Here is a 12,604-nt window from a genome sequence, read left to right as displayed (position 1 = left end):
CTTGGTCTTTTAAAATGGTGGCTATGACGAGACTTGAACTTGTGACCCCCGCATTATGAGTGCGGTGCTCTAACCAACTGAGCTACATAGCCGTAAACTGTGTGCGCATTATCGTAATTTCAGCTTCTATCGTCAAGCATTTTAAAACACAAATGTTCAGTCTTTATGCAAATACCGAATAAACTTTTAAATTTTAAACAAAAAAGATTTTTTTAGTATGTAATTCACGCATTCATAGCACCATTTAATTCTTCGAGGAATCATTAGATGTATAAAATCAAAATATTTATTTTACTCATTGGCCTTTCAAGTCTGAGTGCCTGCCAGACCATCTCGCCTATTTTCGTAGATTATAATGGCGTCAGACGTGATGTGGCACAGTGGATTAATCAGCAGCAACTGATGAGCATGCAGCAGAAAAGGTCTTTGGCACAACTCAGCAGAGCACAGCAGAAAATCGAGCGCTATCCGGAATATGAGCAGCCTCAACGACTGGCGGTAACCTGGGAAAATCAGATTGCATTACATTGTGCGCGCTTGCATGTGACAGAACATAAAATCCAGCAGCTACAGCAAAAAATTTATGCAGGTGAAACTCAAACAATTTTAAATCGCTATGAACAGCCGTCACCGCAAATAAAATTAGACTCCACCTCTATTCGATGTGATTAACTGGCATTTTGAATAAACTTATTAATTACATATAAATGATTAACTTAGTCTAAATAAACAACTCGGTTCAATAGCTCTAAACAGGTGCTTGATTCTTTAATCTATTAGATATTATACCTATGTATTTACTTGGTTTTATTTTTATACAATACAGGCTATGATCAAAGTATAAACAACTATTCGTACCCGGTTTAACGCGTCATAATTTTATAACTCTAAATTCCCCTTAGGAGAATTCTAATGCCTTTTGAACATATTTTAGTACCTGTTGACGGTTCAGAAACATCGTATGCTGCAGTGGATAAAGCTGTAGAAATTGCCAAAGCATTTAACAGTAAAGTCACAGTGGTTCAGGTGCTGGCGCTGGACCCTTATATCGCTGCGGAATATATCTCTGCGGCACAAACCAATGACCTGATTGAACGTGCCCGCACTTCTATCCTGAAAACGCTGGATGAAGCCAAAGCAAAATTCTCCGGTGCCGGTGTTGAAGTGGATACACAGCTCCTTGAGGGTCAGGTAATTTATAGCGAGATTGTCAAAGCAGCTAAAGATTTAAATTCTGACCTGATCGTGATTGGTTCTCATGGCCGTACTGGCTTCAAAAAACTGTTCCTTGGCAGCGTAGCGCAAAGCATTCTCGGCCAAGCGGATATTCCAGTAATGGTGATTCGCAACTAAATCATCTTTAAAATCCCCACTTTTCACCAAGTGGGGATTTTTATATCTCTACTCGACCATCCCATTGATAGCGTTTTAAATCCACTCGATCACCTCTAAAACAAATTCCTTCCTGCATGAGTTTTTGCTGCTGAATATTCTGGCCATGTTCGTCCAGTTGCTTCAGACTGATTTTCGCTTGGGCATTGATCACCCGATACCAGGGAATATTAGTGTCCGAATCTAGATGACTTAATACTCGCCCGACCAATCGCGCATGTTTGGGTAAACCTGCCAGTCTGGCAATCTGTCCGTAGGTGGCGACTTTGGCATATGGAATCTGATTGACCACAACCAAAATCATTTCTGTCATTTCCTGATTGGCTGAACTTGTCTGGGTCATTTTCATCTCATTAATAGCTCATTTAAATAAAAGATCACACCTCAACCTATCCACAAAAAGCTAGATGAAAATAATCAAGCCTGATGAAATACGCTAACCCAAGCGATCTCAGCTCACTAACAACAAATCCATAGCATATTGAGATTCTAAGTTTTAACTTTAGAAATTATCCGGATTTTCTAAGCGTTTTACTTCCTGAACCTTATCTGGATGATGCACCGTGGCGACGCCATCTGCATCTTTCTGATCAATCAGAATCTCTGGCTGAAAGATAGTGATGGTCTCATTTCCTTTGGCATCTTCCCCGACAATATAGCGAAAGCCCTTACGGTTCAACTTGTGGCACATACGTTGATACCAGCCTTTAAAGCCCTGCGTTTCTTCATTGGGATTATAATAAAATGCATTCATCACCGCAGGCAGACCCAAGCCACATACCACACCGGATAATAGCACCACAATAAAGGTATAGCCCACCAGAATACTGCTATAGGCTTCCAGCTGAGGAATATTGGCGACCGCCAGAATTAAGGCCAAAGAAATCCCGCCACGTACTCCGCCCCAAGACAGGATGGTCAAACTACCGTTATAGCTTTTCTTGCTGACTTTTGGGAACATGGCAAAGGCCAGATAGTTGGCTGCAAAACGAGCCAAATGCAGAATCACAAAGGCCACCATCCCGCCCAGAACCAGACTGGTGCTCAAGTCTAGAATAAACAACTCCAGACCGATCAGGGTAAACAGGAATGAATTGATAATTCCCTCAACCGTATGCCAGAAATGATTAACGTCACCAATTTCGGCATCTGCCAGAATTTCTTTCCATTTATTGCCAACAATCAAGCCACCAATCACACAGGCAATTGGCGCGGAAGCATGTGCCAGCAAAGCCACCAGATAGGAACCACAAGCCAGCAAGGCCGTGGTCAGAATCAGAGATTCCATTTCATGTTTGCCGCGCAAAATCCGCAAGATCGCAAAACCGAATCCGAGACCAATCAGCACCGCCACGACAATTTCATAAAGCAAGGTTTGCAGCACTGCCAGTACCGTAAAGTTTTCACCTTGCAGGACATTGAGCAAGGTCATAAATAAGGCAATACACATTGCATCATTAAACAGTGATTCGCCTTCAAGCTTGACGATCAAATGATGCGGTGCGCGAACCGAACTCAATACACCTTTGATGCCGATCGGATCTGTGGCGCCCAAGGCCGCCCCAAGTAACAGCAAAACCAGCAAGTCAACATGCTTACCAATCAGGAACTGATAACCATATAACACCACGCCAAAGAACACGGCACAGAATACTAAAGCCAGACCGGCCAGAATACTGATCGGCCGCCAGTGGTTACGCAAATCTGAGACCTTAAACTTCAGCGCAGATGAAGTCAGGATAAAACAGATCACACCATTGATCAGAAAATCATAGAAATCGACGTGACGAACAGCCTGCTCGATATTGTCAATATTGATGCTAAAGAATGGATTACCATGCAGTAAACTGGCGCCCCACTGCAAAATAAAAACAAAGATTGCAGAGACAATAGGGACACCGATCGCTTGCGGAAAGCCTAAAACGCGCTTATTAAACATGGTCGTGGCAATAGACAGAGCAAAGACCACCGTGAGTAGCTGAAGAAAAAAGAAATTTCCCATTCGGTTTCCTAAAATCGGGCGATATGGAGCACTATGCGCCGAGAGGCGTTGTTAAAATAGAGATTTAAATAGCAAGGTATTCTGGCAAAACAAGTTTAGTCCGCTTTTTTATCGAATTGAGTTAAGTTTCTTTTCAGTATTTTCGAATGATGATTTAACATACAGATCAGCACTCGGCTTTTGCTTTCCCATCATTCTATTTTGAATTTTTCTCCCATGCATCAAACTGTCAAAACCATTTTTCGTCTCTGTTTTGCCAGCGTGATTTTTCTGATCACGTTGTCCTTATGTTTTACCTGCTTTGCTAAAATTCAGGAAATTCTGCAAGCAGAACAGCATTATCAGCAAGCCACCAGCATTCCCTTAAAAAGTACAGCCGGCGAGCAGTATGTATTGGTGTCCAATAACCAGCGACCAGATAATGCCATTTTTATTCTGATTGCAGGAAATGGTTATGTGGCCAAAATCAATTGTGAGCATTACAGCGCTTTATGTAGCGATGAAGACAATCAATCGCATACCCGACAAATCCAGAGCGTTGACTTAATCAAAGCGGGAAATCTGTTCTATATTGAAAAAATCCAGTTCAGAGATAGCCGGACCGGCAAAGCAACTGCTTTAGAATATAACAAACAAGATATTCAGCAATTTTATCAAAATGACATGAGCAACCTCAAATATACAGTCTTTGCAATTGCCCTGTTTGCTTTGGCTGCCTTATTTGTCAGTATAAAAATATTAAGAAACTTCCAGCGTTTTCTGAATAAATAAAAAAAGGAGCATCTGCTCCTTTTTTTTTATCGAAGTCATTTAAATATTTTGATTGAAGGGATCACAATTCGCAACCTGACCGGATTTCAAGCCGGTATTAAACCATTGTACCCGCTGCGCGCTGCTGCCATGAGTAAAGCTGTCCGGCACCACCTGTCCGCGAGCACGTTTCTGTAAATAGTCATCGCCAATTTTATGGGCGGCATCCATCGCTTCCTGCACATCACCCTGTTCCAAAAATTGGGTTCGCTCATGATTATGGTAAGCCCAGACGCCGGCCAGACAGTCTGCCTGCAATTCCTGACGCACTGAAAGCTGATTACTTTGCACTTCGCTTGCTTGCTGACGTGCTTGCTGTACTTGAGAAGAAATACCTAAAATCGTCTGGATATGATGCCCCACTTCATGGGCCACGACATAGGCCAGCGCGAAATCCCCAGCCTGATCATTACGAGAAAGTTCAGTCGCATTCTGTTCTCCAGTGATGCCCATTTGACTGCGCATATCTTTAAAGAATGCCGTATCGATATAAACTTTCTGGTCTGCCGGACAGTAGAAAGGTCCCATCGCCGCCTGAGCCGTACCACAACCCGAATTCACAATGCCATTGAACAAAACCAGTTTCGGGGGAACATACTGCTGATTTAACTGCTGCTGAAACACCTGAGTCCAGGTATCTTCAGTATCTGCCAGTACGGTGCCGACAAAATCAATCGACTCCTGCTGTTCCGGTGTCGGATTTTCCAGCCCCCGTGTTTCCGCCGTACCCGATACGCCTTGGGTGACCTGTTTGGTGGTTTGATAAGCTTGCTGTGGATCGACGCCGAAGAATTTCCAGGCCACAAAAGCCACAATCAACCCAATAATACTGATTCCGCCAGCTTTGGCACCACCACCGCGACGGTCTTCTACATTACTACTGACACGACGACCTTTCCAACGCATAGTTTTTTCCTTTTCTTCATCTGCTCAATTTGCAGATATTTTTGCATCTTAAGCTTTTGATGATTTGGGCCAGATTTTTTTAATCAGGCTGATGACCAGCATCACCAGCAGACCCGCTAAAATTCCCACGGCGAAATTAATCAAGGTCGGTGTCAGGGCACCTACAATATTTCCGATACTGGGAATATCCTGTACATAGCTAACACTATCTTCAGTAAAGTGGTGAATAACAGGAATAGCATGATTAATAATTCCCCCACCGACCAGGAACATCGCAGCAGTTCCAACAACTGATAAAATTTTCATCAGAATCGGGGCAAATGCCAACAAGCCGCGTCCTATTTGTTGTTTAAAATCGGACTGCTGCTCGGTCAGATGCAGACCGATATCATCCAGTTTGACAATCAGGGCAACAAAACCATAGACCCCGATGGTCATCACGATCGCGATCAGGCTTAAAACGGTAACTTTGGTCAGCATAGAGGCTGCTGCCACCGTCCCCAAGGTAATCACGATAATTTCAGCCGAAAGGATAAAGTCGGTGCGAATCGCGCCTTTGACTTTTTCATTTTCAAACTGGTGCAAATCTGTTTCAGTCTGGATCAGTTGCTCACGGGCCTGTTCAGCATCCTTGGCCTTCGGTGTATACAAGGTGTGTACGATTTTTTCCACGCCTTCATAACACAGAAACAAACCACCCAGCACCAATAAGGGGTTAATCAGCCAGCCGGCAATAAAGCTGATTAACAAGGCCAGCGGCACTAAAATCAGCTTATTGACAAAAGAACCTTTGGCCACTTTCCAGACTACCGGCAATTCACGATCTGCCCGTACGCCTGACACTTGCTGTGCATTTAAAGCCAGATCATCACCGAGGACGCCTGCTGTTTTTTTGGCTGCCATTTTACTCATCACAGCCACATCATCCAAGACCGTCGCAATATCATCTAATAATAGTAATAAACTGCTCGCCATATTTATTATCCTTATCATATTTCAGTTTATTTTAATCAAAATTCTTAAAAATATTGTATTCACTTGTTTAATTAATAAGATTTTTTTAATACAGCTTTTTTTCTGGCTGACAATCAAAAACAGAATACCGTACAATGTTGCCATTCGTTAAAATACAGCTGTAGTACTGACTACCCTTTGGAATAAATAATGAGTAATCAAGATAATCGTCCAGTGATCTTGACGGGCGACCGTCCTACCGGACAACTTCACCTCGGCCACTTTGTCGGTTCATTACGCTCTCGTGTAGGCCTGCAAGATTCTCACCATCAACACTTGTTACTTGCTGATGCTCAAGCACTCACCGATAATGCCGATAATTTTGAAAAAGTACGTCGTAACATTATTGAAGTGGCGACGGATTATCTGGCTGTCGGTATTGATCCAACTAAAACCACAATTTGTGTTCAGTCATGCTTACCTGCCTTAAATGAACTGACCATGCTATATCTCAACTTTGTGACTGTTTCACGTCTTGAGCGTAACCCGACCATTAAATCTGAAATCCAGATGCGTGGTTTTGAGCGTGATATTCCAGCCGGTTTCTTGTGCTACCCGGTGGCTCAAGCTGCTGACATTACAGCATTTAAGGCAACGGTTGTTCCTGTGGGTGAAGATCAAATTCCAATGATCGAACAGACCAACGAAATCGTGCGTCGTTTAAACCGTCAAATTGGTCATGACCTGCTACCAGAATGTAAAGCATTGCTTTCCAATGTAGGCCGTTTACCTGGTTTTGATGGTAAAGCAAAGATGTCGAAATCTTTGGGCAATACCATTGTGCTGGATGCGACAGATAAAGATATCAAGAAAGCTGTCAACGCCATGTATACCGATCCAAATCACCTGCGTATTGAAGATCCAGGTCAGGTCGAAGGCAACGTGGTATTCACTTATCTAGATGCTTTTGATCCAAATAAAGAAGAGCTGGAAGAACTTAAAGCCCATTATCGTCGTGGTGGTTTAGGCGATGGTACAGTGAAAAAACGTCTGGAAGGCATTTTAAAAGAATTGATCGGTCCGATTCGTGAGCGTCGTATTGAACTGGCTAAAGATCCAGACTACATCATGGATATTCTGAAAACCGGAACTGATAAATGTCGCGATATTACTCAGGCGACTCTGGATGAAGTTAAATCTGGACTCGGCGTATTCCATTTTTAAATATAAAAAATTGCTTTTAAAAGCTCTTCTGATGAAGAGCTTTTTTATTTAAGTTGAAAATGCGCAGTAATAATGCAAATATCCCCACATAATCTCCATAGTTTTAACCTTATTTAACATGTATTAACATGAATACTGATGAGTCATATGAGAATGCGTCCTATTATGGTCATATCCAGTAAGGAATCAGATTTAACTTTCTCCACAGTTAATGAAGTAGTTTGAAAGACATTCCTTTTTCTACGCAATGACAACCCCAATCATTGCGTTTTTTTTGTCTTTAATTTTTGAATCTATTTTATTTCAAGTATAAAAAAACCCGCCAGAGCGGGTTATTTTGAATTTAGCATTTAAGCATTTTTATGACGCATATGCGGGAACAAGATCACATCGCGGATACTTGCTGCATTAGCAAAGATCATCACCAAACGGTCAATACCAATACCCTCACCTGCTGTTGGAGGAAGACCGTATTCCAATGCTTCTACAAAGTCTGCATCGTAGTGCATGGCTTCATCATCACCCGCATCTTTTTCCGCAACCTGTGCCTGGAAACGCTCAGCCTGATCGATTGGATCATTTAACTCCGAGAAGCCATTGGCCAACTCACGGCCACCAATAAAGAATTCAAAACGGTCGGTAATGTGTGGATTGTGATCATTACGGCGTGCCAATGGAGAAGTTTCCGCTGGATATTCTGTAATGAACGTCGGCTGACGCAATTTGGTTTCTACGGTTTCTTCAAATACCATGGTTTGCAGTTTGCCCAGACCAAAACCTGGTTTCACCGGCTCTTTCAATTCTTCCTGAAGGAATTTTGCCAGGAACTCACGGTCATTGACATTTTCAGGGGTAAATTGCGGGTTATTTTCCAGAATTGCATCGAACATTGAAATTTTCTTGAATGGCCCTTTGAAGCTATACACTTCATCGCCATAAGGCACATCAGTGGTACCCAAGATATCAATCGCCAGACGCTCTAGCATCTGTTCGGTCAATTCCATCAAGTCTTTGTAATCTGCATAAGCTTGGTAGAATTCGATCATGGTGAATTCAGGGTTATGACGCGTAGAAACACCTTCGTTACGGAAGTTACGGTTAATTTCAAACACACGTTCAAAACCGCCCACCACTAAACGCTTTAAGTAGAGTTCTGGCGCAATACGCAGGAACAATGACATGTCCAGTGCATTATGATGTGTTTCGAAAGGACGTGCCGATGCACCGCCTGGAATCACATGCATCATTGGCGTTTCAACTTCCATATAGCGTTTTTCGGTCAGGAAGGCACGGATACCCGCTACGACTTTGGCACGAATCTCAAAAGTTTTACGTGTTTCTTCGTTAACAATCAGATCAAGATAACGTTTACGATACTTTACTTCAGTATCGTTCAAACCATGGAACTTGTCTGGAAGCGGACGTAATGATTTGGTCAGTAATTCAAAATGTTCGATGTGTACATACAGATCGCCTTTACCCGAACGACCGATATAACCTTCGACTGCGATGATATCGCCAAGGTCCAGACCTTTAATGGTAGCCAGTACATCTTCAGCGAGTTCTTTACGCGCAACATAAAGCTGGATACGACCTGTCATGTCCTGGATCACGATAAATGAACCACGGTTCAACATCACACGACCGGCAACTTTGACGTAGACCTTTTCGCCTGCTTCAATTTCTTCTTTAGATTTATCAGCGAACTGGTCTTGTAAATCTTGGGCATAATGCTCACGCTTAAAGGTATTCGGCCATGGGCTCTTACCTGTTTCTTGTGCCTGAGCTTCGATTTGCTTTAACTTGGCATGACGCTGTGCAATTAAATCGTTTTCGGAAATGATTTGTTCAGAAGTCGATTGAGCGTTAGTTTGCGTCATCTCTGCCTCGAATAAGATTAGTTAAAAAATAGAAGTTGCATAGAATAGCAGAAATCCTTCTCAAATCGTAGCGTAAACACTCTCAGGAACCGGCTTTTCTTTGGAAAAATCCACTATCCTGCTATTTACACCATTCGGTTCAGCCCTTCTGTCACTCTTTTAAATTGCCTTTCTTCAACCTTTTGCAGCACCCAGCTGCTCTCTGTTGGGATTAAAGTCTAAACCAGACAGGTCTTATATAAAATCATCGCACTACAAATCTGCGGCTTAGACCAATAGCTAACTGCCTTGTATACCCAGACGTTCTACAATGACGCTCAGCTTCAAGATGATGTGCCAATCAACAAATAACCAATATGGCATGTCCCATAAAAATGAGTAATGTACTATGTCTAAGATTTTGTTTATACATGGCTTAGATTCCTCCAGAGAATCCACCAAGTTCCATGCCATTGATGTGGTACACAAGTACTGTATCGATGTCGATTACCGAAATCTGAGCTATAGTTCGGTCGCCGAGTTTTATCATGAGATGATTGAAACCATCAAACCAGATATTCTGGTCGGCCACAGTCTTGGCGGTTATTGGGCACTGAAAATGTCACAGGCGTATCAAATTCCCTGTGTAGTGGCTAATCCCATTTTGCAGCCTAACTTCCGCGATGATTATCCGCCGATTGGGCATCACGATTTACAGCATGACATTCCTCAATTTGCCTATCTTGAACTGGGCGATGAAATTCTGGATATGCATGCGGTTCAGACACAACTTGAAGACTATATGCAAATTCAGGCAGTTGATGGCGGCCATCATCGTCTGGAACATCCTGAGCAAATTAATACGCTGATTCAGGAAATCGAAGATCATTTTATCAGGCAATAAAAAAGCCCCACAATTTCGGGGCTTTTTTACAAAAAATTATGACTTAAGCAACTGCAGCTTCAGGCTGAGATTTGTCATCCAATACTGACCAGATATCCAGGCCTAATTCAGCATGCAGGTCAGGAAGATCAAGGAAGATACTTGCACCAAGTACTTCATGTTGACATTTTTGAGCCAGTTCATTCACTGCTTTTAAGGTTCCGCCACTTGCCAGAACATCATCCACAATAATTACTTTCTGGGACTGAACTTCCGCAGACATTTCTAAACGATCCAGACCATATTCCAGGCTATAACCCACACCGACCACTGGAGGTGGCAATTTACCTGCTTTACGCACCAACAATAAGCCTTTGCCTGTACGTTGTGCCAACAAGCTTGCCAACACAAAACCACGCGCTTCAACCGCAATAAAGCTTTCTACTTCTGCCAGTTTGTCAGCAGGAATGCTGGCAATCAAAGCGTCAGTCAATGGACCAATATTGCTCATGAAAAGTGGGGTCAAATCAAAGAAGCAAATTCCTGGTTTTGGAAAATCTTGGACCGTACGAATGTGAGACCACAAAGAAGTAGACAAATTGCTCATGGGAGATCTTAAAAAAAGAAAAGGAATATGGGAATTTTAAACCTATTTGAGTAGAGCGGACAAGCCAAGCTGTCTAATAAAAACCCGAAATTTAATCACAAGCTATTGATTTTATTATATTGATTTATTTTAAAAATATTTAATATAGATTTTTCTTATCTTAAAATATCTAAATATTGAGATTTTTACTGCACGACTTTGGTCTATAGCCGCTTATTTGTGCTGAATTTGGTCATTGTCTCGACACCAAATCCTGCAATAAACTGTACCAGCGCGAGGACTGAGACGGATTACCACATAAATCGGCTATCTCGGGGCAATTCTGCTGCTAATTTCGCTGATTAAGCTTTTATTCACTTTACTTTCTGAATAGAACTGCGTAAAAATTTAGCCAAATATGTTCACTGTTAAAAAGTCATATTCTTTTAGAGTCTTGCCTTTTATGGATTTTAAGCTGACGCCTACAGTTGCTCAGTTTTGGAGAGTTACATGAGAAAGTTTCAATGCATCGTATGTGGATGGATTTATGATGAGGCAGAAGGTTGGCCTCAAGACGGGATCGTGGCAGGCACCAAATGGGAAGATATCCCGGATGACTGGACCTGTCCGGATTGCGGCGTGTCTAAAGTCGATTTCGAAATGATCGAAGTCTAATCACGTCCAGTTAAAGACCATATCCATATGGTCTTTTTTTATGCCTTTCAATCATTTATACAGCATGGAGCTCTACCATATGGAAACAACTATGCATCCTATCGTCATTATTGGTTCAGGTATGGCGGGTTATGCCGTAGCACGTGAATTTCGTAAACTCAATCCAGAACATGAATTGCTGATGATCTGTGCGGATGATGCGGTCAATTATGCCAAACCGACGCTTTCCAACGCTCTGGCCGGCAATAAAGCACCTGAACAAATTCCACTGGGCGATGCAGCTAAAATGTCAGCACAGCTGAATATGCACATTGAACAGCATACTTGGGTCAAAGCGATTCATCCGGAAGATCATCAGCTGGTTGTGGAAAAAGATGGTCAGGAAAGCACGCAACATTATAGCAAACTGGTATTAGCCGTCGGTGCCAATCCGGTACGTCTGGCGATTGCTGGTGATGCCAGCGATGACATTCATGTCGTCAATAATTTGAGTGACTATAAAGCTTTCCGTAGCAACCTGGCAGCACGTGAAGACAAACGTGTAGTGATTTTAGGTGCAGGCCTGATTGGCTGTGAATTTGCCAATGACCTGCAAAATACCGATCATCAGGTTACGGTCATTGATTTGGCGCCTCAGCCGCTTGGCCGTTTATTGCCAGAACATGTTGCCACAGCATTCCAGAAGAATCTTGAAGAAACCGGCATTCACTTTGTCCTGGGCACAACAGTCGAAAAAGTCTCTCGTGCGGACAATGGTGATTATCTGGTCACGCTGGCCAACGGTCAGTCTTTGGTCGCTGATGTAGTGTTATCTGCGGTGGGCTTACAGCCGAATATTTCTTTGGCGAAACAGGCAGACGTACATACCAGTCGCGGAGTTTTGACCACCGCACAACTGGAAACCAACCAGGCCGACATCTATGCTGTAGGTGACTGTGCCGAGGTCAATGGAACTTTATTGCCTTATGTCATGCCGATCATGCAACAAGCCCGCGCTTTGGCAAAAACCTTAAACGGTGAACATACCGCTGTACATTATCCGGCTATGCCAGTGGCAGTCAAAACGCCTGCTGCACCTTTAACGGTATTACCTGCACCAGTTGATGTTGATGTCACCTGGGAAACTGAAGAGTTTGACGATGGCATGCTGGCTAAAGCGTTCGATGCTAACGGCACCTTACGTGGTTTCGTGCTTTTGGGCGCCACTGCAGCCAAACAGCGTCTGGCCTTGACCAAACAGGTTCCTGACTTGATTCCTGCTGCGGTTTAGAGGTTTAATAGCAAGGATATTTTTTAAACGAAATATCCTTTAA

13 protein-coding genes and 1 tRNA gene are annotated in these 12,604 nt (G+C 42.9%); 7 read left to right on the top strand and 7 right to left on the bottom strand.

Annotated features, from left to right (window positions below; all coding sequences use genetic code 11):
* Positions 1 to 15: 15 nt before the first annotated feature.
* Positions 16 to 92: transfer RNA gene (locus ACNPNW_RS11760), tRNA-Met, on the bottom strand.
* Between the two features lie 175 nt (positions 93 to 267).
* Here ACNPNW_RS11760 and ACNPNW_RS11755 point away from each other — a divergent pair.
* Together ACNPNW_RS11755 and ACNPNW_RS11750 are read left to right on the top strand one after the other, a co-directional pair.
* On the top strand, positions 268 to 672 hold the full coding sequence (locus ACNPNW_RS11755) for a hypothetical protein (RefSeq protein WP_420937219.1): 405 nt from the start codon (positions 268 to 270) through the stop codon (positions 670 to 672).
* A 240-nt stretch (positions 673 to 912) separates the two neighbouring features.
* Complete coding sequence (locus tag ACNPNW_RS11750) at positions 913 to 1,353, top strand: universal stress protein (RefSeq protein WP_004279425.1); 441 nt, start codon at positions 913 to 915, stop codon at positions 1,351 to 1,353.
* A gap of 40 nt (positions 1,354 to 1,393) precedes the next feature.
* Here ACNPNW_RS11750 and ACNPNW_RS11745 read toward each other — a convergent pair whose 3' ends face one another.
* Together ACNPNW_RS11745 and ACNPNW_RS11740 are read right to left on the bottom strand one after the other, a co-directional pair.
* A complete protein-coding gene (locus ACNPNW_RS11745; RefSeq protein WP_180086571.1) occupies positions 1,394 to 1,735 on the bottom strand; it encodes an MGMT family protein in 342 nt (113 codons plus the stop codon).
* Positions 1,736 to 1,894: 159 nt separating this feature from the next.
* Positions 1,895 to 3,394 carry a cation:proton antiporter gene (locus ACNPNW_RS11740; RefSeq protein ID WP_004279423.1) on the bottom strand — a complete coding sequence of 500 codons (1,500 nt, stop codon included), beginning with the start codon at positions 3,392 to 3,394 and terminating at the stop codon, positions 1,895 to 1,897.
* A 216-nt stretch (positions 3,395 to 3,610) separates the two neighbouring features.
* On the opposite strand from ACNPNW_RS11740, the gene ACNPNW_RS11735 reads away from it, so the two are divergent.
* Positions 3,611 to 4,165, top strand: a complete 555-nt coding sequence (locus ACNPNW_RS11735; protein ID WP_004279422.1) for a hypothetical protein — start codon at positions 3,611 to 3,613, stop codon at positions 4,163 to 4,165.
* Positions 4,166 to 4,204: 39 nt separating this feature from the next.
* Here ACNPNW_RS11735 and ypfJ read toward each other — a convergent pair whose 3' ends face one another.
* Positions 4,205 to 5,110, bottom strand: coding sequence for a KPN_02809 family neutral zinc metallopeptidase (ypfJ, locus tag ACNPNW_RS11730; RefSeq protein ID WP_448766985.1), 906 nt, complete (start codon positions 5,108 to 5,110; stop codon positions 4,205 to 4,207).
* Between the two features lie 48 nt (positions 5,111 to 5,158).
* Entirely contained in the window at positions 5,159 to 6,085 is a 927-nt protein-coding gene (locus ACNPNW_RS11725; RefSeq protein ID WP_086044017.1) for a DUF808 domain-containing protein, read from the bottom strand.
* Between the two features lie 189 nt (positions 6,086 to 6,274).
* On the opposite strand from ACNPNW_RS11725, the gene trpS reads away from it, so the two are divergent.
* Positions 6,275 to 7,288: a tryptophan--tRNA ligase gene (trpS, locus tag ACNPNW_RS11720; protein ID WP_064095663.1), complete on the top strand. Its 1,014-nt coding sequence runs from the start codon at positions 6,275 to 6,277 to the stop codon at positions 7,286 to 7,288.
* A gap of 350 nt (positions 7,289 to 7,638) precedes the next feature.
* Here the strand turns inward: trpS and lysS are convergent, their stop codons facing one another.
* Positions 7,639 to 9,168: a lysine--tRNA ligase gene (gene lysS / locus ACNPNW_RS11715; protein ID WP_155861861.1), complete on the bottom strand. Its 1,530-nt coding sequence runs from the start codon at positions 9,166 to 9,168 to the stop codon at positions 7,639 to 7,641.
* Positions 9,169 to 9,556: 388 nt separating this feature from the next.
* Between lysS and ACNPNW_RS11710 the strand changes: the two genes are divergently transcribed.
* Positions 9,557 to 10,051: a YqiA/YcfP family alpha/beta fold hydrolase gene (locus ACNPNW_RS11710; RefSeq protein ID WP_004730287.1), complete on the top strand. Its 495-nt coding sequence runs from the start codon at positions 9,557 to 9,559 to the stop codon at positions 10,049 to 10,051.
* Positions 10,052 to 10,094: 43 nt separating this feature from the next.
* Here ACNPNW_RS11710 and ACNPNW_RS11705 read toward each other — a convergent pair whose 3' ends face one another.
* Positions 10,095 to 10,637 carry an adenine phosphoribosyltransferase gene (locus ACNPNW_RS11705; RefSeq protein WP_004279416.1) on the bottom strand — a complete coding sequence of 181 codons (543 nt, stop codon included), beginning with the start codon at positions 10,635 to 10,637 and terminating at the stop codon, positions 10,095 to 10,097.
* 489 nt (positions 10,638 to 11,126) lie between these two features.
* Here ACNPNW_RS11705 and rubA point away from each other — a divergent pair, with 489 nt between their 5' ends.
* Positions 11,127 to 11,291, top strand: a complete 165-nt coding sequence (gene rubA, locus ACNPNW_RS11700) for a rubredoxin RubA (protein ID WP_004279415.1) — start codon at positions 11,127 to 11,129, stop codon at positions 11,289 to 11,291.
* A gap of 91 nt (positions 11,292 to 11,382) precedes the next feature.
* Positions 11,383 to 12,561, top strand: a complete 1,179-nt coding sequence (rubB, locus tag ACNPNW_RS11695; RefSeq protein ID WP_420937235.1) for a rubredoxin reductase RubB — start codon at positions 11,383 to 11,385, stop codon at positions 12,559 to 12,561.
* Positions 12,562 to 12,604: the final 43 nt, after the last annotated feature.

It is taken from the genome of Acinetobacter endophylla (assembly GCF_053543775.1).
Note: the sequence above shows the minus strand (reverse complement) of the source record. Positions and strands in the feature narration are given on the sequence as shown.

Excerpts from the sequence above, each read along its gene's own strand:
- ACNPNW_RS11755 (WP_420937219.1), top strand. The coding sequence starts at position 268 with ATGTATAAAATCAAAATATTTATTTTACTCATTGGCCTTTCAAGTCTG.
- ACNPNW_RS11750 (WP_004279425.1), top strand. The coding sequence starts at position 913 with ATGCCTTTTGAACATATTTTAGTACCTGTTGACGGTTCAGAAACATCG.
- ACNPNW_RS11745 (WP_180086571.1), bottom strand. The coding sequence starts at position 1,735 with ATGACCCAGACAAGTTCAGCCAATCAGGAAATGACAGAAATGATTTTG.
- ACNPNW_RS11740 (WP_004279423.1), bottom strand. The coding sequence starts at position 3,394 with ATGGGAAATTTCTTTTTTCTTCAGCTACTCACGGTGGTCTTTGCTCTG.
- ACNPNW_RS11735 (WP_004279422.1), top strand. The coding sequence starts at position 3,611 with ATGCATCAAACTGTCAAAACCATTTTTCGTCTCTGTTTTGCCAGCGTG.
- ypfJ (WP_448766985.1), bottom strand. The coding sequence starts at position 5,110 with ATGCGTTGGAAAGGTCGTCGTGTCAGTAGTAATGTAGAAGACCGTCGC.
- ACNPNW_RS11725 (WP_086044017.1), bottom strand. The coding sequence starts at position 6,085 with ATGGCGAGCAGTTTATTACTATTATTAGATGATATTGCGACGGTCTTG.
- trpS (WP_064095663.1), top strand. The coding sequence starts at position 6,275 with ATGAGTAATCAAGATAATCGTCCAGTGATCTTGACGGGCGACCGTCCT.
- lysS (WP_155861861.1), bottom strand. The coding sequence starts at position 9,168 with ATGACGCAAACTAACGCTCAATCGACTTCTGAACAAATCATTTCCGAA.
- ACNPNW_RS11710 (WP_004730287.1), top strand. The coding sequence starts at position 9,557 with ATGTCTAAGATTTTGTTTATACATGGCTTAGATTCCTCCAGAGAATCC.
- ACNPNW_RS11705 (WP_004279416.1), bottom strand. The coding sequence starts at position 10,637 with ATGAGCAATTTGTCTACTTCTTTGTGGTCTCACATTCGTACGGTCCAA.
- rubA (WP_004279415.1), top strand. The coding sequence starts at position 11,127 with ATGAGAAAGTTTCAATGCATCGTATGTGGATGGATTTATGATGAGGCA.
- rubB (WP_420937235.1), top strand. The coding sequence starts at position 11,383 with ATGCATCCTATCGTCATTATTGGTTCAGGTATGGCGGGTTATGCCGTA.